The organism is Serratia sp. Nf2 (assembly GCF_003028435.1).
Lineage (GTDB): Bacteria > Pseudomonadota > Gammaproteobacteria > Enterobacterales > Enterobacteriaceae > Serratia > Serratia marcescens_L.
This window is the reverse complement of record NZ_PYTW01000012.1, coordinates 1-24,264: the sequence shown is the minus strand read 5'-3', so window position 1 is coordinate 24,264 and position 24,264 is coordinate 1. Positions and strand designations below refer to the sequence as shown.

Below are 24,264 nucleotides of genomic sequence, written 5' to 3'. Positions count from 1 at the left end.
GTTAACATACCGGTAAAGGAGCCTTTCTCTGGGCGTTTCCCTGAAATTCAGTGTCCCGGAAAGATTTATTGCGGCTCTGTTTGTAGCACAGAGTAAGGCGGGTGTCTCGTGTTGTCTCGCTTCAGCATGATTAGCATCAGGTTACGTTGCCTGTTTCTATGCGAAAGCGTACCCTGATTTTAAGAAATTAACCGGAGTGACCAGAATGCAGGCAAGAGTTAAATGGGTGGAAGGGTTAACGTTTTTGGGTGAATCGGCCTCCGGCCACCAGGTGCTGATGGATGGCAACGCCGGCGATAAAGCGCCCAGCCCGATGGAGATGGTGCTGATGTCGGTGGGCGGCTGCAGCGCGATCGACGTGGTGTCCATCCTGCAAAAAGGGCGCAACGACGTGCGCGACTGTGAGGTGAAGCTGACCTCCGAGCGCCGTGAAGAAGCCCCGCGGTTGTTCACCCATATCAACCTGCATTTCATCGTTACCGGCCAGGACCTGACCGACAAGATCGTCGAGCGTGCGGTGAACCTGTCGGCAGAGAAATACTGCTCGGTGGCGTTGATGCTTAACAAGGCCGCCACGGTGACCCACAGTTTCGAGATCCGCCACCCGGCGTAATCGAGACGGAGCGCGGCCCGGCGCCGCGCTCAACGCGTTTATTCGATCTTCTTGCCTTCCAGCAGCCGCTGCACCAGCGGCGCCATGATCAGTTCCATCGCCAGCCCCATCTTGCCACCCGGCACCACTAACGTATTGATGTGCGAGATAAACGAGCCCTGCAGCATCGCCAGCAAATAGGGGAAGTCAATTTGATCCAGCCCGCGGAAGTGGATCACGACGAAGCTTTCGTCCAGTGAGGGAATCGCCTTGGCGGCGAACGGGTTGGAGGTGTCCACCGTCGGCACGCGCTGGAAGTTGATGTGGGTGCGCGAGAACTGCGGCGTGATGTAGTTGATGTAATCTTCCATCGAACGCACCACCGAGTCCATCACCGCTTCGCGAGAGTGACCGCGCTCGCCGGTATCGCGGATCAGTTTCTGGATCCACTCCAGGTTGACGATCGGTACCACGCCGACCAGCAGATCGACGTGGTTTGCCACGTCGTGGTGCTCGGTGACCACGCCGCCGTGCAGCCCCTCGTAAAACAGCACGTCGGTCGGCGCCGGCAGCGGTTCCCACGGGGTGAAGGTACCCGGCACCTGATTGTAGGGCACCGCTTCGTCGTAGGTGTGCAGATACTTGCGCGAACGGCCGGTGCCGTTCTTGCCGTAGTCGATAAAGCTCTGCTGCAGCAGGCCGAAGTCGTTGGCCTCGGGGCCGAAATAGCTGATGTGTCTGCCCAGATCGCGCGCCTTGCGGATCGCCGCGTCCATTTCCGGCCGGGTGTAGCGGTGGAAGCTGTCACCCTCCAACTCGGCGGCGCGAATGTTGAGCTGTTGGAATATTTTGCGGAACGCCACGCTGGTGGTGGTGGTACCGGCGCCGCTGGAACCGGTCACCGCGATAACGGGATGTTTGGCAGACATGGTGGTTGTCACTCCGTGTTGAATGCGCCGGGGTCAGGGGATTATTGTGGCTCTTGTTGACGCTCTCTATGTCAGGAAAAAATGGCGCGCGCTGGTTTGCAATGCCCCATTGTTACCTGATTTTTTCCGTCAGTCATAGAACCGATCGCCACTAAATTTCTTCCTGCCCGGCGCGGAACTGGCCGCGCGGCATGATGTTGACGCTCTCGTGCAGTTCCGACCACACCAGCACCACTTCGCCGTTTTTCAGCTGGCGGCGCACGTCCTCCACCTTCTGTTCCAGCGAGCGTTCGTGCTCGCCGTAATCGGTGCCTTCGCGCAGCACAAAGGATTCGATCAGGCTGTTCAGGGTGTCGGTTGCCAGTTCTTGCCAGGGAATGATCACGTCGGGATGTCCAGATAAGGGGAAAGCCAGGCCGGAATGCGATGCTCCAGCCACATGTGCGGTTTTTTCAGCGTGCCGCCGACAAAGCCGACGTGGCCGCCGAACTCGGTCAACTGATATTCAATATTGCGCGGCAGGCCGGCGACGTCGGGGATCACCTCATGGGTCATGAAGGGATCGTCCTTCGCATGGATGATCAGCAGCGGCGTCTGGACAGCCGGCAACAGCGGCAGGGCGCTGCAGCGGCGATAATAGTCGATAGCGTCGCTGAAGCCGTGAATGCGTGAGGTGATGGCGTCGTCGAATTCGCGGATGCGTCGCAAGCCGTTCAGCTGTGACAGCTTGAGCGGCAGAGTGTCCGGGTAGTGCAACAGCTTACGGGTGGCGTTTTGTTTCAGCTGCCCCAGCAGGTAGCGCTGATAAACGCGGGAGAAGCCTTGCTCCATGCGGTAGGCGCAAGGCTCCAGCATCAGCGGCGCCGAGACCACCACTGCCGCCTGCAGCAAGCTGTCGGCGCCTTGCTGCGCCAGATAGCAGGCCAGCATGTTGCCGCCGAGCGAAACGCCTACCGCCGCGGTCGGCACCTCGCCGTAGCGGTCACGTAGCCAGCGCAGGAAGAAGCGCGCATCTTCGGTTTCACCGGAGTGGTAGATGCGCTGCTTGCGGTTGGGCACGCCGCTGCAGCCGCGAAAGTGCATCACCACGCCGAGCCAGCCACGCTCACGCCAGGCGTTGAGCAGGCCATGCGCGTAGGGGCTGTAGAAGCTGCCTTCCAGGCCGTGGAACAGCACCGCACGCGGTTTGTCGCGCGCCTGCGCCGGATCTTCGCTCCAGGCGAGATCGACGAAATCGCCGTCGGGCAATTCCAGCCGTTGCCAATGCGGTTTCAATAACACGCGGCGGCGCACCAACCGCGGCAACAGCGTTTGCAGGTGCGGGTTACTGGCCCCGGTCAGAGGGCGAAAGGTGTTAGGCATAGGCTGAGTAAAAATGTTGTGGGCGGCTATTGTGAGATCCCTAGCGCACTGTTAGCTTCAATACCAAGAATTAACAATGATACTGCAAAAAAGCGCCGTGGGTGAGGAGCACCCGTGCCATGGAACCGAGTTTATTCCTTTCGATGCTGGGCTTCCTGTGGGTCGCCGCCATCACGCCTGGCCCCAATAACCTGCTGTTGACCACCTCTGGCGCCAACTTCGGCTTTATGCGATCGCTGTGGCTGATGATCGGTATCATGCTCGGCATGCAAAGCATTTTGCTGCTGGTGGCCTTCGGCGTCGGCAGCCTGATCCTGGTCTACCCGTCGCTGCACCTGATCCTGAAAATCCTCGGCAGTTTGTATCTGCTGTGGCTGGCGTGGAAAGTCGCCACCGCCGCCTATGAAAAACTGGAAACCGACGTGGCGCCGCCGCAGCCGGTGCGGCTGTATCAGGGCTGGCTGCTGCAGTTCCTCAATCCGAAAGCCTGGCTGATGGCGCTGGGGGCGGTGGCCAGCTTCAGCCTGGCAGGCGATAAGTACAACGGGTCCATTGCGGCGATCGCGCTGGGCATTTTGGTGGTCAACATCGTCGCCGGCATTATCTGGCTGGCGTTCGGCACCGTGATCGGCCGCCTGCTGCGCAGCAAAAAGGCCTGGGTTATCTTCAACGTTTCCATGGGGTTGTTGACCGCAGCCTGTGTGTTACTGATCTGGCATTAAGGAGCGAACGATGGCGGAAAATTATTATCACGTGGTCGCCTTTACCGGTGAAGGGCTGCGCGGCAACCCGGCCGGAGTGTGCCTGCTGACGCAGCCGCTGCCGGCGGCGCGGCTGCAGGCGATCGCCAACGAGATCGGCCTGCCGGAAACCAGCTTTGTCTGGGATGACGGCGACATGACCGCCATCCGCTGGTTTACCCCGGAACGCGAGGTCGATCTTTGCGGCCACGGCACGCTGGCGGCGGCGCATGTGATGTTCAGCGCGATCAATCCGGCGCTGCAGGATATTCGTTTCAGATCGGCCGGCGGCGAGCTGTTCGTCAAGCGCGATGCGCAGGACGGGGAACGGCTGGTGCTCGACTTCCCCGCGCGGCCGCCGCAGAAGGTGGCTGAACCGGCGGGCCTCGCGGCGCTGCTGGGTGTGCAGCCACAGGAGGTGTGGCAGGCGAAAGCGCTGATGGTGGTGCTGGAAAGCGAGGCGCAGGTGCGCGCGCTGCGGCCGGACATTCCGGCGCTGATCGCGTTGGCGGAGCGTGCGGTGATCGTTACCGCGCCGGGTGATACCGTGGACTTCGTGTCGCGCTATTTCACGCTCGACGGCGGTGAAGATCCGGTCACCGGCTCCGCGCACTGCACGCTGATGCCTTACTGGACGGCGCGTCTCGGCCGCCATCGGCTGCATGCGCGGCAGATGTCAGCGCGCGGCGGCGAGCTGTTCTGCGAACTGCAAGGGGATCGCACGCTGCTCGGCGGTTATGCTCATGTGTTCCTGCGCGGAAAGATCGCGCTGTAATCTGCGTTTATATTACTCAAGGTAATAAAGAAGACTTTTTTATTCTTTTATCGCCCGTCATCGCTCAGATAAAACTGTCAGCAACTGAACAGATTTTTATCAACGGAGCGGAACATGGCGGGCAAACTCTTTTCCTTACGCAACGCGGCGCTGTTGGCGCTGTCGCTCAGCGCAGCCAGCGCCTACGCGGTGGACGTGACCGTGGCGTACCAGACGTCGGCAGAACCGGCCAAGGTGGCGCAGGCGGAAAACAGCTTCGCCAAACGGTCCGGCGCGACCGTCGACTGGCGTAAGTTCGACAGCGGCTCCAGCGTGCTGCGTGCGCTGGCCTCCGGCGACGTGCAGATCGGCAATATCGGCTCCAGCCCATTGGCGGTGGCCGCCAGTCAGAAACTCCCCATTGAAGTGTTCCTCATCGCCTCGCAGCTCGGCAGCTCCGAAGCGCTGGTGGTGAAGAATGACATCAAAAGTCCGCAGGATCTGATCGGCAAGCGCATTGCGGTGCCGTTTATCTCCACCACCCATTACAGCCTGCTGGCCTCGCTCAAGCATTGGGGCATTAAGCCTGAGCAGGTGAAGATCCTCAATTTGCAGCCGCCGGCCATCGCCGCCGCCTGGCAGCGCGGCGACATCGACGGTGCTTACGTCTGGGCGCCGGTGGTCAACGAACTGGCCAAACAGGGCAAGGTGTTGACCGACTCCGCGCAGGTGGGCGAATGGGGTTCGCCGACGCTGGACGTGTGGGTGGTGCGCAAAGACTTTGCCGAGAAACATCCCGACGTGGTGACCGCCTTTGCCGCCAGCGCCCTGCAGGCGCAAAAGGCCTACCTGGCGGCGCCGGAACAGTGGCTGAAAGATCCAAGCCATCTCAGCACGCTGGCGCGCCTGAGCGGCGTGCCGGAAGCGCAGGTGCCTGAGCTGGTGAAGGGAAACCGTTATCTGCCGGTGGCGGATCAGGTTGCCCAACTCGGCCAGCCGGTGGACAAGGCGATCCGCGATACCGCCGAATTCCTCAAGCAGCAGGGCAAGATCCCGCAGGTCGACAGCGACTACAGCGCTTACGTGACCGACCGCTTTGTGAAACAGGTGCAGGCTGCGCCGCAGTCGTAAGGAAGCAGGATGCTAAACGTCAATCATCTTTCAGCAGAGTATCAGGGGCGGCCCGCGCTGCGTGACGTGTCGTTCCAGATCGCCACCGGGCAACTGGTGGTGGTGCTCGGCCCGTCGGGCTGCGGCAAGACCACGCTGCTGAATTTGATCGCCGGGTTTATCGAGCCTTCAGCTGGCAGCATCACGCTGGATGGAACGCCCGTTCACGGCCCGAGCGCCGAACGGGGCGTGGTGTTCCAGCATGAGGGCTTACTGCCGTGGCGCAACGTGGTGGACAACGTCGAGTTCGGCCTGCAGCTGGCCGGCGTCGGCAAGGTGCAGCGCCGCCAGGTGGCGGAGCAGATGCTGCAGCGCGTGGGGCTGGCGGGGTATGAACAGCACTTTATCTGGCAGCTTTCCGGCGGCATGCGCCAACGCGTCGGCATCGCCCGCGCTCTGGCCGCCGATCCACGGCTGTTGTTGTTGGACGAGCCGTTCGGCGCCCTGGACGCGTTCACCCGCGAGCAAATGCAGGAGCTGTTGCTGACCATTTGGCGTGAGACCGGCAAACAGGTGCTGCTGATCACCCACGATATCGAAGAGGCGGTGTTCCTCGCCAGCGAACTGCTGCTGCTGTCGCCGGGGCCAGGGCAAGTGGTGGAGCGGCTGTCGCTGAACTTCGGCCAACGCTATGCCGACGGCGAAGCCTGCCGCGCCATCAAGTCAGATCCTGAATTTATCGCGCAGCGCGAATACGTGCTGGGCAAAGTTTTCCAACAGCGCGAGGCCTTGCTATGAGCCTGCATTCCACTCTGAAGGCCGCGGCGCAGCCGCAGGGCAAAGCGGCGCGCCGTTTCAGCGTGCCGCGCAATGTTTGGCTGAGCAGCGCCACGCTGTTGACGGTGTTGATCGTCTGGTGGGGCGTGACGGCGCTGCAGCTGATCAGCCCGCTGTTTTTGCCGGCGCCGCAGCAGGTGCTGCACCAGCTGATCGCCATCGCCAGCCCGCAGGGTTTTATGGACGCCACGCTGTGGCAACATCTGGCGGCCAGCCTGGGACGCATTCTGGTAGCGCTGTTGGCGGCGGTGATCGTCGGCATCCCGGTGGGCATCGCCATGGGGCTGAACGACACGGTGCGCGGCATCCTCGATCCGCTGATTGAGATCTATCGCCCGGTGCCGCCGCTGGCCTATCTGCCGCTGATGGTGATTTGGTTCGGCATCGGTGAAACCTCAAAGATCTTGCTGATTTATCTGGCGATCTTCGCGCCGGTGACGCTGTCTGCCGTGGCCGGCGTGCGCAGCGTGGCCCAGGTGCGGGTGCGTGCCGCCCGCGCGTTGGGCGCCACGCGTTGGCAGGTGCTGCGTTTCGTGGTGCTGCCGAGCGCGCTGCCGGAGATCCTGACCGGCATCCGCATCGGGCTGGGCGTCGGCTGGTCGACGCTGGTGGCCGCTGAACTGATCGCCGCCACGCGCGGCCTGGGATTTATGGTGCAATCCGCCGGTGAGTTTCTGGCGACCGACGTGGTGTTGGCCGGCATCGGCGTGATTGCGGTGATTGCATTTGGGCTGGAGCTGGGGCTGCGTGCCCTGCAGCGCCGATTGACCCCGTGGCATGGAGTACAGCAATGAACGAACGTCTGAATATCACCCCGCTGGGGCCTTACATCGGGGCGCTGGTGGAAAACGTCGAGTTGGCCCGACCGCTGGGCGACGGGCAGTTTGAACAGCTTTATCATGCCTTGCTGAAGCATCAGGTGCTGTTCTTCCGCAATCAGCCGATCACGCCGCTGCAGCAGCGCGATCTGGCCGGCCGCTTCGGCGATCTGCATATCCATCCGGTCTATCCGCACGCCACCGACGTGGAAGAGATCATCGTGCTCGATACCCACGACGACAACCCGCCGGACAACGATAACTGGCACACCGACGTGACCTTTATCGAGAACCCGCCGCTGGGGGCGATCCTGGCGGCCAAGACGCTGCCTTCCACCGGCGGCGACACGCTGTGGGCCAGCGGCATCGCGGCCTACGAGGCGCTGTCGGCGCCGTTCAGAACGCTGTTGGCGGGGCTGCGCGCGGAGCATGACTTCACCAAGTCGTTCCCGGAACACAAGCATCGCGGCAGTGAAGAGGAGCATCAGCGCTGGCAGCTGGCGGTGCAGAAAAATCCGCCGCTGTTGCATCCGGTGGTGCGTACTCACCCGGTCAGCGGCCGGCAGGCGTTGTTCGTCAATGAAGGGTTTACTACGCGGATCGTCGATTTGGCGCCGAAAGAGAGCGACGCTTTACTGAATTTCCTGTTTGCTCACATCACCAAACCGGAGTTTCAGGTGCGCTGGCGCTGGCAGGAAAATGACGTGGCGATCTGGGATAACCGCGTGACGCAGCACTACGCGAACGCGGATTATCTGCCGCAGCGGCGCATCATGCACCGCGCGACCATTCTGGGGGATAGGCCTTTTTACAAGGCCTGAAGCTTAGGCTTCGAACGCCTGCGTTAACTGTTCCAGCTGTTCCTGCGCATCCAGCCAGGTCATTTCCGTCTCTTCCAGCACGGATTTGGCCTGGCTTTGCTTTTGCAGGCAGTCGGTCAACTCGGCCTTGCGGCTGATGTCGTACAGTGCGGAATCCGCCAGCTGTGCCTCCACCGCCGCCAGTTCGGCGCCCAGTTTTTCCATCTGTTGTTCCAGCTTGGCGATCTGCTTGCGCAGCGGCTGGGTCTGCGTACGGAACTCCGCCTCGCGGCGTTTTTGATCCTTGCGCGCCTGCGCGCTGTTGCCGCCGCTCTCTTTTTCCGGTGCGTCCTGCTGGCTTTCCTGGCGCTGCAGGTCGACAAGCCACTGCTGGTAGTCGTCGAGATCGCCCTCGAAAGGCTCGACCTGGCCGTCGTGCACCAGGTACAGATCGTCGGTGGTGGAGCGCAGCAGGTGACGGTCGTGCGAGACCACCACCAACGCGCCTTCGAAATCGATCAGCGCCTCGGTCAGCGCCTGACGCATGTCGAGATCCAGGTGGTTGGTCGGTTCATCGAGCAGCAGCAGGTTAGGGCGCTGCCAGACGATCAGCGCCAGCACAAGCCGCGCCTTCTCGCCGCCGGAGAAACGTTCGGTCACTTCGCTGACCTTGTCGCCCTGGAAACCGAAACCGCCCAGATAGTCGCGCAGCTGCTGCTCCAGCACCCGTGGTGCGATGCGGCTCAGGTGCTGCAGCGGCGATTCGTCGGCGCGCAGGAATTCCAGCTGGTGCTGGGCGAAGTAACCCAGCTTTATGCCTTTCGCCAGGCCTATCTCGCCGCTCAGCGGTTCCAGGGTGCCGGCCAGCAGTTTGATCAGCGTCGATTTACCGGCACCGTTGCGGCCGAGCAGGCCAATGCGCGAGCCGGGCACCAGGTTCAGCTTGATTGACTTCAGGATCACTTTATCGCCATACCCGGCGCTGACTTTGTCCATGCGCAGCAGCGGGTTCGGCAGGCTTTCCGGCGGACGGAAGCTGAAGGTGAACGGATTGTCGACGTGCGCCGGGGCGATCAGCTCCATGCGCTCCAGCATCTTGATGCGGCTCTGCGCCTGCTTGGCCTTGGTGGCCTGCGCGCGGAAACGGTCGATATAGCTTTGCAGGTGCGCCACTTTCTCTTGCTGGTGCTGATACAGCGACTGCTGCTGCGCCAGCTTGGTGGCGCGCTGGCGTTCAAACGACGAATAGTTGCCGGTGTATTCATTCATCGTCTGCTGTTCGATATGCAGGATCTTGTCGACGATCGGATCGAGGAAGTCGCGGTCGTGCGAGATCAGCACCAGCGTGCCGGGATAGCTTTTCAGCCAGCGCTCCAGCCAGATCACCGCATCGAGATCCAGGTGGTTGGTCGGTTCGTCGAGCAGCAGCAGGTCCGACCGGCACACCAGCGCCTGCGCCAGGTTGAGGCGCATGCGCCAGCCGCCGGAAAAGTCGCGCACCGGGCTTTGCAGCTGTTCGTTGGAGAAGCCGAGGCCGTGCAGCAGGCTGGCGGCGCGGGAGCGGATGGTCCAGGCGTCGATGGCGTCCAGCTTGCCGTGCAGGGTCGCGATGGCGTGGCCGTCGTTACGGTCGTTGGCCGCCTGCAATTCGGCTTCGAGTTGGCGAAACTCGCGGTCGCCGTCGATAACATACTCAATGGCCGGCACGTCCAGCGCCGGCGTCTCCTGGTTGACCCAGGCCAGCGCCCAGTTGCCGGGGAAGGTAAAGCTGCCGCCGTCCGCCGCGATCTCGCCCTTCAACAGCGACAGCAGCGTGGATTTGCCGCAGCCGTTTTTGCCCACCAGGCCGACCTTCTGACCTGGATTAACCGTCGCCGTGGCGTTGTCCAGCAGGACGCGGATGCCGCGTCGGATTTGTAGCGAGGAGAATACAATCATAAAGCGCCGTATGTTCAGAGTATGTTAAATTATCATTAAGGTAACAGAACGCGTACCGCGCGCTGTTTTTGTCTTTGCGATGCATGGTAACGGAAAACCGCTACCCTGACGACGCTTTGGAGGGGAATGATGTCGCAGCCGCCCAAGGTCTTGCTGCTGTATGCCCATCCGGAATCCCATGACTCGGTGGCGAACCGGGTTTTGCTTCGACCGGCGCAGCAGTTGGAACATGTCACCGTGCACGATCTCTACGCGCACTACCCTGATTTTTTTATCGATATCCATCATGAACAACAGCTGCTGCGTGAGCATCAGGTCATCGTGTTTCAGCACCCGCTGTACACCTACAGCTGCCCGGCGCTGCTGAAGGAGTGGTTGGATCGCGTGCTGTCGCGCGGCTTCGCCAGCGGCGTGGGCGGCAATGCGCTGGCGGGCAAATACTGGCGCTCGGTGATCACCACCGGCGAACCGGAAGGCGCCTACCGCACCGGCGGTTATAACCACTACCCGATGGAAGATATTCTGCGGCCGTTCGAGCTGACCGCCGGGATGTGCCATATGCACTGGTTGACGCCGTTCGTGGTGTACTGGGCGCGGCGGCAAAAGCCGGAGGTGCTGCGCAGCCATGCGGACGCCTACGGCGAGTGGCTGAGCCACCCGCTGCCTCACGGAGGGCGGTGACGATGGAAGGATCGACCTTACTGACCGCCATTTTACTGTTCCTGTTCGCCGCGGTGGTGACGGTGCCGATCGCCCGTCGCCTGGGGATCGGCGCGGTGCTGGGCTATCTGATCGCCGGCATCGCCATCGGCCCTTGGGGACTGGGCTTCATCCGCGACGTCGACGAAATCCTGCACTTCTCCGAGCTGGGCGTGGTGTTCCTGATGTTCATCATCGGCCTGGAACTGAACCCCAGCAAGCTGTGGGAGCTGCGGCGTTCGATCTTCGGCGCCGGCGCGGGCCAGGTGTTGATCACCGCGGCGGTGCTGGGCGCGTTGCTGTACCTGACGCACTTCGCCTGGCAGGCGGCGGTGATCGGCGGTATCGGCCTGGCGATGTCTTCCACCGCCATGGCGCTGCAACTGATGCGCGAGAAGGGCATGAACCGCAACGAAGGGGGGCAGCTCGGCTTCTCGGTGCTGCTGTTCCAGGATATGGCGGTGATCCCGGCGCTGGCGCTGATCCCTATTCTGGCCGGCGCCGGCGGCACCAGCGACGACTGGGCGAAGATCGCGCTCAAGGTGGCGGCGTTCGGCGGCATGCTGATCGGCGGCCGTTTCCTGCTGCGGCCGCTGTTCCGCTATATCGCCGCTTCCGGCGTGCGCGAGATCTTCACCGCCGCGGCGCTGTTGCTGGTGCTCGGCTCGGCGCTGTTTATGGAAGCGCTCGGCCTGTCGATGGCGCTCGGCACCTTCATCGCCGGGGTGCTGCTGGCGGAGAGCGAATACCGCCACGAGCTGGAAATTTCCATCGAGCCGTTTAAAGGGCTGCTGCTGGGGCTGTTCTTTATTTCGGTGGGCATGGTGTTGAATATCGGCGTGCTCTACACCCATCTGGCCGAGGTGTTGATCGGCGTGCTGGCGCTGGTGGCGGTCAAATCCGGCGTGCTCTATGGTGTGTCGCGCCTGTTCGGCCTGCGCAGTTCGGTGCGCCTGCAGTTTGCCGGGGTGCTCAGCCAGGGCGGCGAGTTCGCCTTCGTGCTCTTTTCGGCGGCGGGCGCGCAAAAGGTGCTGCAGCCGGATCAACTCTCTTTGCTGTTGGTGGTGGTGACGCTGTCGATGATGACCACGCCGCTGCTGATGCAGGCCATCGACCGCATTTTGGCGCGCCGCTATAACGCCAAAGGCGAAGACGAGGAGACGCCATACGTGGAGGACGACGATCCGCAGGTGATCATCGTTGGCTTCGGGCGTTTCGGCCAGGTGATCGGCCGCCTGTTGATGGCCAACAAAATGCGCATTACCGTACTGGAGCGCGACGTCAGCGCCGTCGGCGTACTGCGGCGTTACGGTTACCAGGTTTATTACGGTGACGCCACCGAGCTTGAGCTGCTGCGCGCGGCGGGCGCCGAGAAGGCCAAGTCGATCGTGATCACCTGCAATGAGCCGGAAGACACCATGGAGATCGTGCGGCTGTGTCAGCAACACTTTCCAAACCTGAGCATTCTTGCGCGGGCGCGCGGCCGCGTGGAGGCGCATGAGTTGCTGCAGGCAGGCGTGAAGCAGTTCAGCCGCGAGACCTTCTCCAGCGCGCTGGAACTGGGGCGCAAGGCGCTGATGGAGTTGGGCATGCACCCGCATCAGGCCTTCCGCGCCCAGCAGCATTTCCGCCGCCTGGATATGCGCATGCTGCGTGAACTGATGCCGCCGCATCAGGGCGATGTGGCGCAAATTTCCCGCGTGAAAGAGGCGCGGCGCGAGCTGGAAGAGCTGTTCCATCGCGAAATGCAAAAAGAAAGTCGCCAGTTCGACGGCTGGGACGAATACGAATAAGCGGGAGCATAACGATGTCTGCAACACGTAAGAGATTTATCGCCGGGGCGGTGTGCCCGAGCTGTAGCGCCATGGATACGCTGGCGGTATGGCGGGAGGATCAGGTGGAGGTGGTGGAGTGCGTCAAGTGCGGTCACCATCAGCGCCAGACCGAACAACAGGTGGAAAAACACGTTCGCCCGCAAGAACAGGTGATCGGCATTTTCCAGCCGAAGTAGCGTTTTTTTATCCCGGAGGGTACAGCGAGGCAGATTTCCGTTACAATCTGTCCGGAAAAGGCGCGCATCCCGATAACGGTGCGCGTCCTAGTAGCCAACGGTAGGAGATATCATGAAAGTAGCAAAAGACTTGGTGGTCAGCCTGGCTTACCAAGTACGTACAGAAGACGGTGTTTTGGTTGATGAGTCTCCGGTGAGCGCACCGCTGGACTATCTGCACGGGCATGGTTCTCTGATCGCAGGTCTGGAAAAAGCACTCGAAGGCCACGACGTTGGCGATCGTTTTGACGTTCACGTCGGCGCGAACGACGCGTACGGCAACTACGACGAAAACCTGGTGCAGCGCGTACCGAAAGACGTCTTCATGGGCGTTGACGAACTGCAGGTCGGCATGCGTTTCCTGGCTGACACCGATCAGGGCCCGGTACCGGTTGAAATCACCGAAGTTGACGGCGACCACGTGGTGGTTGACGGCAACCACATGCTGGCCGGCCAAAACCTGAACTTCAATGTGGAAGTTGTCGCGATCCGCGAAGCGACCGAAGAAGAACTGGCGCACGGCCACGTACACGGCGAGCACGACCATCACCACGAACACGGTGAAGGCTGCTGCGGCGGTCACGGCCACGATCACGACCATGGTCACGACCACGGTAAAGGCGGCTGCGGTAACGGCGGCTGCGGCTGCCACTAAGCAGATCGCAGTGACGAGACAAGAGGGCAGCCATCGGCTGCCCTTTTTTATGCGCGGCGCAACGGGCGCCGAACGGTATAACAGGACATGCCATGGCCACCATGAAAGACGTTGCGCGGCGCGCCGGCGTTTCCACGGCCACCGTCAGCCGGGTGATCAATAATACCGCCTACGTTGAACCGGTGACCCGCGAACGCGTCGAGAAGGCGATGCGCGAGTTTAACTATCACCGTAACGCCGCCGCGCTGGCGCTGGCGAAAAGAAGCGGCAATATGCTGGGATTGCTGACCGGCAACCTCGACGATCCGTTTTTCTCGCGCCTGGCGCGGGGCGTGGAAGACATCACGCGCCAGGCCGGCGTACGTTTGATGTTGTGCAGCGGCGGACATCAGGCCGAATTGGAAAAAAGCGGCCTCGACTTTCTCATCAACCAGGGATGCGAAGCCATCGTGGCGCACGTCACGCGCATGGGGGAGGAGGAGCTGCTGCGCTACGCCGCCCACACGCCTGCGCTGGTGCTGATCAATCGTTATCTGCCCGCCATCGCCAACCGTTGCATCTGGCTCGACAACGCCAATGCGGCGCAGGCGGCGACCGAGCTGCTCATTCGCCAGGGGCATCGGAGAATCGCCTGCGTGACGGCGGATCTGCCGATTGACGACCGCGCGCAGCGGTTAGCGGGTTACCGCAAGGCCATGGCCGCCGCCGGCATTGAGGTGCCCGGGGTCTGGATCATCAGCGTACCCTTCAACGAGAGAGGGGGCGAACTGGCGGCCGAGCGCGTGCTGGCCAGCGACCCACGCTTCACCGCCGCAGTGACCTTCAACGACGTGATGGCCGCCGGCATGATGCGCACCTGCCACCAACGGCACATTCAGCTGCCCGAGGCGCTGTCGATCGTTGGCTTTGACGACATTGCCCTGGCGAAATATCTCCACCCTTCGCTGACCACGGTGCATTACCCCATCGAGAAAATGGCCCGACGCGCCGCGCGCCTGGCGCTGCAGATCCACAGCGGCAGCGACGTCGCGCCGCAGAACAACCGCTTTTCGGCCGAGCTTATCCTGCGAGACTCCGTAGCCGACGGCGATCCGCATGAGCAAAGCAAGCGCGGCGAATGAGAGACGGCTCACACAACGTTAGCCCATGAAACCGATTACATGGTTGGTTGCCTGCGCTCACATCCTCCGATTATCGAAGCCATTACGCTGTTGCAGTACCCCATCTTCAACAGGAGCCGTATATGGATAATAAGAAAACGCTCAACCTTGGGCTGGCGACGCTGCCGATTGTGGCCATGCTGTTGCTGCTCATCATCGGCTATGGCCAGTTTGGCCTGCGTATTGAACCGCTGCTGCTGGTTTCCGCCGCCATCGCCGCCGCGTTGGCCTGGTGGCAAGGCTACCGCTGGGACGACATCATCGAGGCCATCGTGGCCAAGCTGGCGAAGGCGATGCCGGTTATCCTGATTCTGATCTGCGTGGGCGGCCTGATCGGCACCTGGATGATCAGCGGCACAATTCCTTACATGGTGTATTGGGGGCTGAAGCTGATTAGCCCCCAATACATTCTGATCGCCGCGTTCTTCATCACCAGCGTGATCTCGGTGTGCACCGGTACCTCGTGGGGAGCGGCCGGCACCGTGGGCGTGGCGCTGATGGGCGTGGCCGCCGGTCTGGACGTGCCGCTGGCCGCCGCTGCCGGGGCGGTGGTGTCCGGCGCTTACTTCGGCGACAAAATTTCGCCGTTGTCCGATTCGACGAACTTCGCGGCTATCGTCGCGGATACCGATCTCTACAGCCATATCCAGCATTTGATGTACACGACGCTGCCGAGCTTCATCCTGGCCGCCGTGGTGTACCTGATCGCCGGCCACACCGGCGCGGTGGGCAGCGTGGCAACGCCGGAAAAAGTGACCGAAATCGTCGGCGCGCTCGAAGGGCTGTACCACTTCAATCTGCTGCTGATCCTGCCGCCGGTGCTGGTGCTATGGGGCGCGGTGACCAAACGGCCGGTGATCCCCGTCATGCTGGCCGCCTGCGCGTTGGCGATCGCCATCGGCGTCGCGCTGCAAGGCTTTAGCCTGCAGCAGGGGCTGAATGCGTTGATGGACGGTTTCAATCTTTCGATGTTCGCCACTCAGGGCCACAACGTTGAGGGGATCGTCGCCGATGTGCCGCGCCTGCTGAACCGCGGCGGCATGTTCTCGATGATGAGTACGATCCTGCTGGTGTTCTGCGCCTTTTCCTTCGCCGGTGCCCTGACGCTGACCGGCGCGCTGACGGTGATCATCAGCCGGCTGCTGAAAGTGGTGCACACCACCGGCCAGCTGATCGCCGCCACCGTTGCCACCACTATCCTGGTGACCGGCGCGACCAGCGACGGCAAGCTGGCGCTGCTGATCCCGGCGGAGCTGTTCAAAGGGGCCTATCGACGCATGGGGCTGGACAATAAAAATCTGTCGCGCACCGTCGAAGATGCGGGCACCGTCATCGAACCGCTGATCCCGTGGACGGCCGCCGGTATTTACATGGCGACCACGCTGGGGGTCAGCACGCTCGATCTGCTGCCGTGGGCGATCCAATGTTATGCCGCGGTGGTGTTCGCCCTGATTTATGGGTTCACCGGCTTCGGTATCGCCAAACTCCAACCTCAGCACGACTTGCAGCGTAAGGAAGCCTGACATGACGAGTCATTTCAACGCCATCATCGATCGCCACAACACCGGCTCCGTGAAGTGGGACTTCATCGACCGCTATCTGCAACTGGACGGCAGCGAGCTGTTGCCGATGTGGGTGTCCGATTTCGACTTTCCGTGCCCGCCAGAGGTGCAGCAGGCGCTGCATCAGCGGGTGGAGCACGGCGTCTTTGGCTACAGCGAACGCGACGACGCTTACTATCAGGCGGCGATCGACTGGTTTGCCAAGCGGCACGGCTTGCCGCTGCGGCGCGAATGGTTCACGTCGATTGAAGGGGTAGTACCGGGGGTGGCGATGCTGATCCAACTGCTCAGCAAGCCGGGGGACGGGGTGGTGGTGCAGGGGCCGTACTATGGCTCGTTCGCCAAGATAGTCACCATGAACGGCAGAGAGGTGATTGAAAACCCGCTGCTGGAAACCCCGCAGGGATACCGGATCGATTTCGATCGGCTGGCCGCCTGTCTGGCGCAGCGTAAACCGCCGCTGTTGTTGCTGTGCAACCCGCACAATCCGACCGGCCGTTGCTGGCGCCGCGATGAACTGGAGCGGCTTATGGCGCTCTGTCACGCCCACGATGTCACGGTGATCTCCGATGAAATTTGGGCCGATTTGCTGCTGCCCGGCGAGACGTTTACGTCGGTGTTGCATCTGGGCGAGGAATATCGCGAGCGGGTGATTGCGGCGACGTCCGCCAGCAAAACGTTCGGCCTCTCCTCGCTGCGCATTTCGAATTTCCTGATCCCCAACGCCCGGCTTCGGCAGGCGTTTGTCGATCGGCTGAACGCCCACGGGCTGGATGTATTCAACGCGCTGTCGATGACGGCGGCGACCGCGGCCTATCAACGGGGCGCAGCCTGGCTTGATGAGCTGCTCGACTACCTGGCGGAGAATCGGCGCTGGTTTGAGCAGGCGCTGGCGGCCGCCGCGCCCTGGTGTGCAATGACCCAGGCTGAAGGGACTTATCTCGCCTGGCTGGATTGCCGCTCGCTGGGTTTGAACGATGCTGACTTGCAGCAGGCGCTGGTGGCGGTGGCGAAGCTGGCACCGTCGATGGGCAGCGGTTTCGGCCCGCAGGGGAGCGGTTTTATCCGCATCAACCTGGGGTGCCCGCGCCGGTATCTCGAGCGTGCCGTCGAAGGGCTGGCACGCCTGAAATAACCGCATGGCGGGCCCTCAATAGTGCGGCGGAGGGGTTTCTTCCGATTGCGAGGCGATCATTGAGGTTTGGGTCGAGCGCAGCTTGTCGGTCAACATGCGCAAATGTTCGCGCATCTTCAGCATTTCCATTTGATGCTGGGTAACGGTCTGGTTGAGCTCTTCGATGGTGAGCTCTTGGAAAGCCTGACGGCTCTCCAGTTCTTCAAGCCGCTGTAGCAGGCGTTGAATGTCGGCGTTGTGCATGGGGCTACCTCTGACGCGATAAAATCCTGATTCGGCGCTATGGTAACAGCTGGCGCCGGGTTTGCTCGCGCTATTTCTCCAGACGGCGCGCAACGTTGCGATCGGCAGTGTAAAGTGCTGAAAAGTTGCGCGCCCGATACGCCGTTTTTTGCTAACCTCGCCGAATATTCTGAAAGAAAAATCTGATTTATCATGCGAGTAGCACACGGTGGGAAACTTCTTGGCAAAGCGGGAGTCACACTTTGACTCGATTGGTTACCTGTGCGACTGTTTTGTTTTGTTTCAGGCAGCTATAGTAGCCCGGTTATCTTACCTAATGATTGTTTGGGGCATTGCTTCAGACACTGGAGAAATGGATGAAATCTTTGTTTAAAGTCACGCTTCTGGCAACCACCATGGCTTTTGCTCTGAATGCGACCCAGGTCATGGCAGCCGATGCCGCCAAACCGGCAGAAGCCGCTAAACCAGCGGACGCGGCGGCAGCACCGAGCACCGGCAAGTTCAAAAACGACGACGAGCAAGCGGCCTACGCACTGGGCGCCTCTCTCGGCCGTTACATGGACAACTCTCTGAAAGAGCAAGAGAAGCTGGGTATCAAGCTGGACAAAGATCAGCTGATTGCCGGCGTTCAGGACGCGTTCGCCAACAAGAGCAAGCTGAACGATGCCGACATCGAGAAGACCCTGCAGGGCTTCGAAGCGCGCGTGAAGGCTTCTGCTCAGGCGAAGATGGAACAGGACGCCAAGGACAACGAAACCAAAGGCGCCAAGTACCGCGATAGCTTCGCTAAAGAAAAAGGCGTGAAGAAAACCGAATCCGGCCTGCTGTACCAGGTAGAGAAGCCGGGCGCGGGTGAAGCTCCGAAAGACAGCGATACCGTGGTAGTGAACTACAAAGGCACCCTGACCGACGGTACCGAGTTCGATAATTCCTACACCCGCGGCGAGCCGCTGTCGTTCCGTCTGGACGGCGTGATCCCAGGCTGGACCGAAGGCCTGAAGCACATCAAGAAAGGCGGCAAAATCAAGCTGGTGATCCCACCTGCATTGGCCTACGGCAAAACCGGCGTTCCGGGCATCCCGGCTAACTCCACGCTGGTCTTTGACGTTGAGCTGCTGGACGTGAAAGCGGCGCCGAAAGCCGACGCTAAAGCCGAAAAACCGGCTGATGCGAAAGCTGACGCTAAAGCGAAATAACATCGTCGCTCTGTTTGCCACCGCCGCGGATGCTCTCCGCGGCGGTTTTCATTTCGGCAGCCGCCGCCTCTCTCTCCATTGAACGCTTGACGCCTGCCGGGCATCGGGCTTAACGTCAATACCACGCGCAAACGCAAGGACTTTGCTCCGACCGCTTTGCTAGACTAATAATTCTGACTTATCAGTCATGCGTCTGCCCCTTAGGGCGTGTACCTAAAATTGTTCCCGGCCGCCTCGCCCGCGGATGTCATCGTGCCGTTCGATGCCGCTCTCAGCCGGCCGCGCTGCGGCGTGCCGACGACGGCAGCGATCCGGTCCGAGCGGTTTTAGCTGCGCCCCCTGGCACAGGCGATCTATGAGGGTGGTATCTTCGATGTCGAATTCGCTTTTATCCAGCGAAGCCAGCGAACTTGATTTGCTGAATGAACGTCCGTTTACTCAGACGGATCATGAAATCCTGAAATCCTATGAAGCGGTGGTCGACGGGCTGGCGATGTTGATCGGCGGCCATTGCGAGATCGTATTGCACGCGCTGGAAGACCTGAACAGCTCAGCGGTACGCATCGCCAACGGTGAACATACCGGGCGTAAAATCGGCTCGCCGATCACCGACCTGGCGCTGCGCATGCTGCATGACATGGCCGGCGACGACAGCAGCGTGTCGAAAGCCTACTTTACCCGCGCCAAGAGCGGCGTGTTGATGAAGTCGGTGACCATCGCCATTCGCAATCGCGAGCAGCGGGTGATCGGCTTGCTGTGCATCAACATGAACCTCGACGTGCCGTTCTCACAGATCATGCAGACCTTTATGCCGCCGGCCACGCAGGACGTGCCGTCGTCGGTGAATTTCGCGTCTTCCGTCGACGACCTGGTGGCGCAGACGCTCGAGTTCACCATCGAAGAGGTGAACGCCGACCGCTCGGTGTCCAATAACGCCAAGAATCGCCAGGTGGTGCTCAACCTCTATGAGAAAGGCATCTTCGACATCAAGGATGCGATCAACCAGGTGGCGGATCGCCTGAATATCTCCAAACACACCGTGTATCTGTACATCCGCCAGTTCAAGAGCGGCGATCTGTTGGGAAGCGACCGTTGATGCTCGATTATTGCCTGTTGGTCACCGGCCCGGCTTACGGCACGCAGCAGGCCAGCAGCGCCTATCAGTTCGCTCAGGCTTTGTTGGCGAAAGGGCACCGGCTTTCCAGCGTCTTTTTCTACCGTGAAGGGGTGTTGAACGCCAACCAGCTGACCGCGCCGGCCAGCGACGAGTTCGACCTGGTGCGCGGCTGGACCCAGTTGGCGCAGCAACACGGCGTGGCGCTCAACGTCTGCGTAGCTGCCGCGCTGCGCCGTGGCGTCACCGACGAGCAGGAGGCGGCGCAACAGGGGTTGGCAAGCGCCAACCTGCAGCCCGGCTTTACCCTGAGCGGGCTGGGTTCCCTGGCTGAAGCGTCGCTGAGTTGCGACCGTCTGGTGCAGTTCTGAGGATATGATGAAACGAGTCGCTTTTGTTTTCACCCACGGGCCGCACGGCGGCGCCGGTGGCAGGGAAGGGCTGGATGCGCTGCTCGCCACGTCGGCGCTCAGTGAAGACTTGGGGGTGTTTTTTGTCGGCGATGGCGTATTGCAGCTGTTGCCGGGCCAGCAACCGGAAAAGATTTTGGCGCGCAATTACATCGCCACCTTCGGCGTGCTGCCGCTGTATGACGTGGAGAGGTGTTATCTGTGCCAGGCTTCGCTGCAGGAACGCGGGCTGGGTCAGGTGACCGATTGGGTGCTGGATGCCGAGGTGCTGGCGCCGGACGAACTGCGCCGCGAACTGGCCGGCTACGACACCGTGATGACGTTTTAGGATCCTCTGATGCTCTATACCCTGAGCCATTCGCCAAACCAATGTGACTTACCCGCCCTGCTGCGCCTGACGGCGGAGGGGGACGCGCTGCTGCTGCTGCAGGACGGCGTGCTTGCCGGCCTTGCCGGCAGCGCCCATCTTGAATTGCTGCTCGCCGCCCCCATATCCCTTTACGCGCTGCAGGACGACCTGGAAGCTCGGGGACTGATTGGTCACTTTTCGCACAAAATCACTGTCGTCGGCTATAATCACTTCGTTGAATTAACCGAACAACACCGCAGCCAAATGGCCTGGTAATGAGAGTGATGTTGTATATTTCTTGACACCCATACTGGTCAGCCCTAAAATTCTGCGTCCTCGTACTTTGCCAATAGTGCATACGAGGGGATTTATCACATGTTTACGAAGCTAGTACGAAGCAAAAACCAGGAGCTTTTTTAATGGCAACAATTAACCAGCTGGTTCGCAAACCACGCTCTGTGAAGGCTGCTAAAAGCAACGTTCCAGCGCTGGAAGCCTGCCCGCAGAAACGTGGCGTATGCACCCGCGTATACACCACTACCCCGAAAAAACCAAACTCCGCACTGCGTAAAGTTTGCCGTGTGCGTTTGACCAACGGTTTCGAAGTAACTTCCTACATCGGTGGCGAAGGCCACAACCTGCAGGAACACTCCGTAATCCTGATCCGTGGCGGTCGTGTAAAAGACCTGCCAGGTGTGCGTTACCACACCGTCCGTGGTGCACTTGACTGCTCCGGTGTTAAAGACCGTAAGCAAGCTCGTTCCAAGTACGGCGTGAAGAAGCCAAAGGCTTAATGGTTCTCCGTTAAGTAAGGCCAAACGTTTTAACTTTAATGTCAAAATAAACTCGTAGAGTTTTGGACAATCCTGAATTAACAACGGAGTATTTCCATGCCACGTCGTCGCGTAATCGGCCAACGTAAAATCCTGCCAGATCCTAAGTTCGGATCTGAGCTGCTGGCCAAATTTGTAAATATCCTGATGGTAGACGGTAAAAAATCTACTGCAGAAGCAATCGTCTATACCGCGCTGGAGACCCTGGCTCAGCGTTCTGGTAAAGATCACCTGGAAGCTTTCGAAGTCGCTCTCGACAACGTTCGCCCGACTGTAGAAGTTAAGTCGCGTCGCGTTGGCGGTTCTACTTATCAGGTACCAGTTGAAGTCCGCCCGGTTCGTCGTAATGCTCTGGCAATGCGTTGGATCGTTGATGCTGCACGTAAACGCGGTGATAAATCCATGGCTCTGCGCCTGGCGAACGAGCTGTCTGACGCAGCAGAGAACAAAGGTTCTGCTGTTAAGAAGCGTGAAGACGTTCACCGTATGGCCGAAGCCAACAAGGCGTTCGCCCACTACCGCTGGTAATCACCCGGCTGTAGTCATGCTAACCAAGCGGGCGCGTCAAATCGGCCCGCTTGGGTTAACTGAACTTGAACGCCCTAGGAATAGAGGAATCAAATGGCTCGTACAACACCCATTGCACGCTACCGCAACATCGGTATCAGTGCTCACATCGACGCCGGTAAAACCACCACTACCGAACGTATTCTGTTCTACACCGGTGTAAACCACAAAATCGGTGAAGTTCATGACGGCGCTGCCACCATGGACTGGATGGAACAGGAGCAGGAGCGTGGTATTACCATCACTTCTGCAGCGACTACTGCTTTCTGGTCTGGTATGGCCAAGCAGTTCGAACCGCATCGCGTAAACATCATCGACACCCCAGGGCACGTTGACTTCACCATCGAAGTAGAACGTTCCATGCGTGTGCTGGATGGCGCGGTAATGGTTTACTGTGCTGTTGGTGGTGTTCAGCCACAGTCTGAAACCGTATGGCGTCAGGCTAACAAATACAAAGTGCCACGTATCGCGTTCGTTAACAAAATGGACCGTATGGGCGCTAACTTCCTGAAAGTTGTTGGCCAGATCAAATCTCGTCTGGGCGCTAACCCTGTTCCTCTGCAGCTGGCTATCGGCGCAGAAGACAAATTCACCGGCGTTATCGACCTGGTGAAAATGAAGGCGATCAACTGGAACGAAGAAGACGCAGGCGTAACCTTCGAATACGAAGACGTCCCGGCTGACATGATGGATCTGGCTGAAGAATGGCGCCAGAACCTGATCGAGTCCGCTGCGGAAGCTTCCGAAGAGCTGATGGAAAAATACCTGGGCGGCGAAGATCTGACCGAGGAAGAAATCAAAGCAGCTCTGCGTCAGCGCGTACTGAACAACGAAATCATCCTGGTTACCTGTGGTTCTGCGTTCAAGAACAAGGGCGTGCAGGCGATGCTGGATGCGGTAATCGAATACCTGCCGGCACCAACTGACGTTCCTGCGATCAACGGTATCCTGGACGACGGTAAAGACACTCCGGCTGAGCGTCACGCAAGTGATGACGAGCCGTTCTCTGCTCTGGCGTTCAAAATCGCTACCGACCCGTTCGTAGGTAACTTGACCTTCTTCCGCGTGTACTCCGGCGTTGTTAACTCCGGCGACACCGTGCTGAACTCCGTTAAGTCTGCGCGCGAGCGTTTTGGCCGTATCGTTCAGATGCACGCCAACAAGCGTGAAGAGATCAAAGAAGTTCGCGCAGGCGATATCGCCGCTGCGATCGGTCTGAAAGACGTGACCACCGGGGACACCCTGTGTGATCCAGACTCTCCAATCATCCTGGAGCGTATGGAATTCCCTGAGCCGGTAATCTCTATCGCCGTTGAACCGAAAACCAAAGCTGACCAGGAAAAAATGGGTCTGGCTCTGGGCCGTCTGGCTAAAGAAGACCCGTCGTTCCGCGTATGGACTGACGAAGAGTCTAACCAGACCATCATCGCCGGTATGGGTGAACTGCACCTCGACATCATCGTTGACCGCATGAAGCGTGAATTCAACGTTGAAGCTAACGTGGGCAAACCTCAGGTAGCTTACCGCGAAGCGATTCGCGCGAAGATTACCGACGTTGAAGGTAAGCACGCCAAGCAGTCTGGTGGTCGCGGTCAGTATGGTCACGTTGTGATCGACATGTACCCACTGGAGCCGGGCTCTAACCCGAAAGGTTACGAGTTCGTCAACGACATCAAAGGTGGTGTAATTCCTGGCGAATACATCCCTGCCGTTGATAAAGGCATCCAGGAGCAGCTTAAGTCTGGTCCGTTGGCTGGTTACCCGGTAGTAGACATGGGTATTCGTCTGCACTTCGGTTCTTACCACGACGTTGACTCCTCTGAACTGGCGTTTAAACTGGCCGCGTCTATCGCCTTTAAAGAAGGCTTTAAGAAAGCGAAACCGGTTCTGCTTGAGCCTATCATGAAGGTTGAAGTTGAGACTCCAGAAGAGAACACCGGTGACGTTATCGGTGACTTGAGCCGTCGTCGCGGCATGCTGCGCGGTCAGGAATCTGAAGTGACTGGCGTTAAGATCCACGCTGAAGTACCGTTGTCCGAAATGTTCGGCTACGCAACTCAGCTGCGTTCTCTGACTAAAGGTCGCGCATCATACACCATGGAATTCCTGAAGTATGATGATGCACCGAACAACGTCGCTCAGGCCGTAATCGAAGCCCGTGGCAAATAAGCCGCAGGGTTAAAACCAAAGTCCCGTGCTCTCTCCAGAAGGGGAGAGCGCTATAGTAAGGAATATAGCCGTGTCTAAAGAAAAATTTGAACGTACAAAACCGCACGTTAACGTTGGTACTATCGGCCACGTTGACCACGGTAAAACTACCCTGACTGCAGCGATCACTACCGTACTGGCTAAAACCTACGGCGGTTCTGCACGTGCTTTCGACCAGATCGATAACGCGCCAGAAGAAAAAG

General features: G+C 60.0%; 28 protein-coding genes. 23 read left to right on the top strand and 5 right to left on the bottom strand.

The annotated features are described in order from the left end of the window. Positions 1-205 precede the first annotated feature (205 nt). On the top strand, positions 206-613 hold the full coding sequence (locus C9411_RS22455) for an OsmC family protein (protein ID WP_063991674.1): 408 nt from the start codon (positions 206-208) through the stop codon (positions 611-613). 38 nt (positions 614-651) lie between these two features. Here C9411_RS22455 and C9411_RS22450 read toward each other — a convergent pair whose 3' ends face one another. From C9411_RS22450 to C9411_RS22440, 3 genes are all read right to left on the bottom strand, one after another. Further along, positions 652-1,521, bottom strand: coding sequence for a phosphoribulokinase (locus C9411_RS22450; protein WP_033636275.1), 870 nt, complete (start codon positions 1,519-1,521; stop codon positions 652-654). Positions 1,522-1,672: 151 nt separating this feature from the next. Next, a complete protein-coding gene (locus C9411_RS22445; protein ID WP_004930376.1) occupies positions 1,673-1,906 on the bottom strand; it encodes a YheU family protein in 234 nt (77 codons plus the stop codon). Next, the gene (locus C9411_RS22440; protein WP_063991673.1) at positions 1,903-2,883 is read right to left on the bottom strand and encodes a hydrolase; all 981 of its coding nucleotides are present in this window, start codon (positions 2,881-2,883) and stop codon (positions 1,903-1,905) included. Before C9411_RS22440 ends, C9411_RS22445 begins: the two co-directional genes overlap by 4 nt. A 119-nt stretch (positions 2,884-3,002) precedes the next feature. On the opposite strand from C9411_RS22440, the gene C9411_RS22435 reads away from it, so the two are divergent. The 6 genes from C9411_RS22435 to tauD all read left to right on the top strand — a co-directional run bounded on the left by C9411_RS22435 (position 3,003) and on the right by tauD (position 7,963). Beyond that, positions 3,003-3,605, top strand: coding sequence for a LysE family translocator (locus C9411_RS22435; protein ID WP_063991672.1), 603 nt, complete (start codon positions 3,003-3,005; stop codon positions 3,603-3,605). Positions 3,606-3,615: 10 nt separating this feature from the next. Then, positions 3,616-4,398, top strand: coding sequence for a PhzF family phenazine biosynthesis protein (locus tag C9411_RS22430; protein WP_107227956.1), 783 nt, complete (start codon positions 3,616-3,618; stop codon positions 4,396-4,398). Between the two features lie 114 nt (positions 4,399-4,512). Further along, a complete protein-coding gene (gene tauA, locus C9411_RS22425; protein ID WP_038878073.1) occupies positions 4,513-5,508 on the top strand; it encodes a taurine ABC transporter substrate-binding protein in 996 nt (331 codons plus the stop codon). A 9-nt stretch (positions 5,509-5,517) separates the two neighbouring features. After that, positions 5,518-6,285 carry a taurine ABC transporter ATP-binding subunit gene (tauB, locus tag C9411_RS22420; RefSeq protein WP_107227955.1) on the top strand — a complete coding sequence of 256 codons (768 nt, stop codon included), beginning with the start codon at positions 5,518-5,520 and terminating at the stop codon, positions 6,283-6,285. Further along, the gene (gene tauC / locus C9411_RS22415) at positions 6,282-7,118 is read left to right on the top strand and encodes a taurine ABC transporter permease TauC (protein WP_063991669.1); all 837 of its coding nucleotides are present in this window, start codon (positions 6,282-6,284) and stop codon (positions 7,116-7,118) included. The genes tauB and tauC overlap by 4 nt, the downstream gene beginning before the upstream one ends. Next, on the top strand, positions 7,115-7,963 hold the full coding sequence (gene tauD, locus C9411_RS22410) for a taurine dioxygenase (RefSeq protein WP_033636267.1): 849 nt from the start codon (positions 7,115-7,117) through the stop codon (positions 7,961-7,963). Before tauC ends, tauD begins: the two co-directional genes overlap by 4 nt. Positions 7,964-7,966: 3 nt before the next feature. On the opposite strand, the gene C9411_RS22405 is transcribed toward tauD, so the two are convergent. Then, positions 7,967-9,880, bottom strand: coding sequence for an ABC transporter ATP-binding protein (locus C9411_RS22405; RefSeq protein WP_063991668.1), 1,914 nt, complete (start codon positions 9,878-9,880; stop codon positions 7,967-7,969). Positions 9,881-10,009: 129 nt separating this feature from the next. Here C9411_RS22405 and kefG point away from each other — a divergent pair, with 129 nt between their 5' ends. The 7 genes from kefG to C9411_RS22370 all read left to right on the top strand — a co-directional run bounded on the left by kefG (position 10,010) and on the right by C9411_RS22370 (position 17,141). Beyond that, positions 10,010-10,561: a glutathione-regulated potassium-efflux system ancillary protein KefG gene (gene kefG, locus C9411_RS22400; RefSeq protein WP_025159909.1), complete on the top strand. Its 552-nt coding sequence runs from the start codon at positions 10,010-10,012 to the stop codon at positions 10,559-10,561. A 2-nt stretch (positions 10,562-10,563) separates the two neighbouring features. Further along, complete coding sequence (kefB, locus tag C9411_RS22395; protein WP_063991667.1) at positions 10,564-12,372, top strand: glutathione-regulated potassium-efflux system protein KefB; 1,809 nt, start codon at positions 10,564-10,566, stop codon at positions 12,370-12,372. A gap of 14 nt (positions 12,373-12,386) precedes the next feature. Continuing rightward, entirely contained in the window at positions 12,387-12,590 is a 204-nt protein-coding gene (locus C9411_RS22390) for a YheV family putative zinc ribbon protein (RefSeq protein WP_015379274.1), read from the top strand. A gap of 112 nt (positions 12,591-12,702) precedes the next feature. Then, positions 12,703-13,284, top strand: coding sequence for a peptidylprolyl isomerase (slyD, locus tag C9411_RS22385; RefSeq protein ID WP_107227954.1), 582 nt, complete (start codon positions 12,703-12,705; stop codon positions 13,282-13,284). 92 nt (positions 13,285-13,376) lie between these two features. Continuing rightward, a complete protein-coding gene (locus C9411_RS22380; protein ID WP_063991666.1) occupies positions 13,377-14,405 on the top strand; it encodes a LacI family DNA-binding transcriptional regulator in 1,029 nt (342 codons plus the stop codon). A 122-nt stretch (positions 14,406-14,527) separates the two neighbouring features. Then, complete coding sequence (nhaC, locus tag C9411_RS22375; RefSeq protein WP_107227953.1) at positions 14,528-15,967, top strand: Na+/H+ antiporter NhaC; 1,440 nt, start codon at positions 14,528-14,530, stop codon at positions 15,965-15,967. A 1-nt stretch (position 15,968) separates the two neighbouring features. Further along, on the top strand, positions 15,969-17,141 hold the full coding sequence (locus C9411_RS22370) for a MalY/PatB family protein (protein WP_107227952.1): 1,173 nt from the start codon (positions 15,969-15,971) through the stop codon (positions 17,139-17,141). Positions 17,142-17,156: 15 nt separating this feature from the next. Here the strand turns inward: C9411_RS22370 and C9411_RS22365 are convergent, their stop codons facing one another. Next, on the bottom strand, positions 17,157-17,384 hold the full coding sequence (locus C9411_RS22365) for a SlyX family protein (protein WP_025304503.1): 228 nt from the start codon (positions 17,382-17,384) through the stop codon (positions 17,157-17,159). A 356-nt stretch (positions 17,385-17,740) separates the two neighbouring features. Between C9411_RS22365 and fkpA the strand changes: the two genes are divergently transcribed. The 9 genes from fkpA to C9411_RS22320 all read left to right on the top strand — a co-directional run. After that, positions 17,741-18,580: an FKBP-type peptidyl-prolyl cis-trans isomerase gene (gene fkpA, locus C9411_RS22360; RefSeq protein WP_016930330.1), complete on the top strand. Its 840-nt coding sequence runs from the start codon at positions 17,741-17,743 to the stop codon at positions 18,578-18,580. Between the two features lie 373 nt (positions 18,581-18,953). Beyond that, complete coding sequence (locus C9411_RS22355; protein ID WP_004930418.1) at positions 18,954-19,676, top strand: transcriptional regulator; 723 nt, start codon at positions 18,954-18,956, stop codon at positions 19,674-19,676. Then, the gene (gene tusD, locus C9411_RS22350) at positions 19,676-20,065 is read left to right on the top strand and encodes a sulfurtransferase complex subunit TusD (RefSeq protein ID WP_033636259.1); all 390 of its coding nucleotides are present in this window, start codon (positions 19,676-19,678) and stop codon (positions 20,063-20,065) included. Before C9411_RS22355 ends, tusD begins: the two co-directional genes overlap by 1 nt. 7 nt (positions 20,066-20,072) lie before the next feature. Next, the gene (tusC, locus tag C9411_RS22345; RefSeq protein ID WP_063918427.1) at positions 20,073-20,432 is read left to right on the top strand and encodes a sulfurtransferase complex subunit TusC; all 360 of its coding nucleotides are present in this window, start codon (positions 20,073-20,075) and stop codon (positions 20,430-20,432) included. Between the two features lie 9 nt (positions 20,433-20,441). Next, on the top strand, positions 20,442-20,729 hold the full coding sequence (gene tusB / locus C9411_RS22340; protein ID WP_063991663.1) for a sulfurtransferase complex subunit TusB: 288 nt from the start codon (positions 20,442-20,444) through the stop codon (positions 20,727-20,729). Positions 20,730-20,872: 143 nt separating this feature from the next. Continuing rightward, positions 20,873-21,247, top strand: coding sequence for a 30S ribosomal protein S12 (gene rpsL / locus C9411_RS22335; protein ID WP_004930426.1), 375 nt, complete (start codon positions 20,873-20,875; stop codon positions 21,245-21,247). 96 nt (positions 21,248-21,343) lie between these two features. Continuing rightward, positions 21,344-21,814 carry a 30S ribosomal protein S7 gene (gene rpsG, locus C9411_RS22330; RefSeq protein WP_004956203.1) on the top strand — a complete coding sequence of 157 codons (471 nt, stop codon included), beginning with the start codon at positions 21,344-21,346 and terminating at the stop codon, positions 21,812-21,814. Positions 21,815-21,907: 93 nt separating this feature from the next. Beyond that, positions 21,908-24,022, top strand: a complete 2,115-nt coding sequence (gene fusA, locus C9411_RS22325; RefSeq protein WP_063991662.1) for an elongation factor G — start codon at positions 21,908-21,910, stop codon at positions 24,020-24,022. A 70-nt stretch (positions 24,023-24,092) separates the two neighbouring features. Next, positions 24,093-24,264, top strand: a 172-nt coding sequence (locus tag C9411_RS22320) for a GTP-binding protein (protein WP_227255718.1), incomplete at its 3' end; no start/stop codon positions are given.

What these genes read in the sequence shown, in the direction of transcription:
- C9411_RS22365 (WP_025304503.1), bottom strand. Translation starts at nt 17,384, where the DNA reads ATGCACAACGCCGACATTCAACGCCTGCTACAGCGGCTTGAAGAACTG.
- nhaC (WP_107227953.1), top strand. Translation starts at nt 14,528, where the DNA reads ATGGATAATAAGAAAACGCTCAACCTTGGGCTGGCGACGCTGCCGATT.
- C9411_RS22440 (WP_063991673.1), bottom strand. Translation starts at nt 2,883, where the DNA reads ATGCCTAACACCTTTCGCCCTCTGACCGGGGCCAGTAACCCGCACCTG.
- tauA (WP_038878073.1), top strand. Translation starts at nt 4,513, where the DNA reads ATGGCGGGCAAACTCTTTTCCTTACGCAACGCGGCGCTGTTGGCGCTG.
- C9411_RS22435 (WP_063991672.1), top strand. Translation starts at nt 3,003, where the DNA reads ATGGAACCGAGTTTATTCCTTTCGATGCTGGGCTTCCTGTGGGTCGCC.
- tusB (WP_063991663.1), top strand. Translation starts at nt 20,442, where the DNA reads ATGCTCTATACCCTGAGCCATTCGCCAAACCAATGTGACTTACCCGCC.
- slyD (WP_107227954.1), top strand. Translation starts at nt 12,703, where the DNA reads ATGAAAGTAGCAAAAGACTTGGTGGTCAGCCTGGCTTACCAAGTACGT.
- rpsG (WP_004956203.1), top strand. Translation starts at nt 21,344, where the DNA reads ATGCCACGTCGTCGCGTAATCGGCCAACGTAAAATCCTGCCAGATCCT.
- tusC (WP_063918427.1), top strand. Translation starts at nt 20,073, where the DNA reads ATGAAACGAGTCGCTTTTGTTTTCACCCACGGGCCGCACGGCGGCGCC.
- C9411_RS22380 (WP_063991666.1), top strand. Translation starts at nt 13,377, where the DNA reads ATGGCCACCATGAAAGACGTTGCGCGGCGCGCCGGCGTTTCCACGGCC.
- kefB (WP_063991667.1), top strand. Translation starts at nt 10,564, where the DNA reads ATGGAAGGATCGACCTTACTGACCGCCATTTTACTGTTCCTGTTCGCC.
- kefG (WP_025159909.1), top strand. Translation starts at nt 10,010, where the DNA reads ATGTCGCAGCCGCCCAAGGTCTTGCTGCTGTATGCCCATCCGGAATCC.
- fusA (WP_063991662.1), top strand. Translation starts at nt 21,908, where the DNA reads ATGGCTCGTACAACACCCATTGCACGCTACCGCAACATCGGTATCAGT.
- tauB (WP_107227955.1), top strand. Translation starts at nt 5,518, where the DNA reads ATGCTAAACGTCAATCATCTTTCAGCAGAGTATCAGGGGCGGCCCGCG.
- rpsL (WP_004930426.1), top strand. Translation starts at nt 20,873, where the DNA reads ATGGCAACAATTAACCAGCTGGTTCGCAAACCACGCTCTGTGAAGGCT.
- C9411_RS22405 (WP_063991668.1), bottom strand. Translation starts at nt 9,880, where the DNA reads ATGATTGTATTCTCCTCGCTACAAATCCGACGCGGCATCCGCGTCCTG.
- C9411_RS22455 (WP_063991674.1), top strand. Translation starts at nt 206, where the DNA reads ATGCAGGCAAGAGTTAAATGGGTGGAAGGGTTAACGTTTTTGGGTGAA.
- C9411_RS22390 (WP_015379274.1), top strand. Translation starts at nt 12,387, where the DNA reads ATGTCTGCAACACGTAAGAGATTTATCGCCGGGGCGGTGTGCCCGAGC.
- tauD (WP_033636267.1), top strand. Translation starts at nt 7,115, where the DNA reads ATGAACGAACGTCTGAATATCACCCCGCTGGGGCCTTACATCGGGGCG.
- C9411_RS22430 (WP_107227956.1), top strand. Translation starts at nt 3,616, where the DNA reads ATGGCGGAAAATTATTATCACGTGGTCGCCTTTACCGGTGAAGGGCTG.
- C9411_RS22450 (WP_033636275.1), bottom strand. Translation starts at nt 1,521, where the DNA reads ATGTCTGCCAAACATCCCGTTATCGCGGTGACCGGTTCCAGCGGCGCC.
- C9411_RS22370 (WP_107227952.1), top strand. Translation starts at nt 15,969, where the DNA reads ATGACGAGTCATTTCAACGCCATCATCGATCGCCACAACACCGGCTCC.
- fkpA (WP_016930330.1), top strand. Translation starts at nt 17,741, where the DNA reads ATGAAATCTTTGTTTAAAGTCACGCTTCTGGCAACCACCATGGCTTTT.
- C9411_RS22355 (WP_004930418.1), top strand. Translation starts at nt 18,954, where the DNA reads ATGTCGAATTCGCTTTTATCCAGCGAAGCCAGCGAACTTGATTTGCTG.
- tusD (WP_033636259.1), top strand. Translation starts at nt 19,676, where the DNA reads ATGCTCGATTATTGCCTGTTGGTCACCGGCCCGGCTTACGGCACGCAG.
- tauC (WP_063991669.1), top strand. Translation starts at nt 6,282, where the DNA reads ATGAGCCTGCATTCCACTCTGAAGGCCGCGGCGCAGCCGCAGGGCAAA.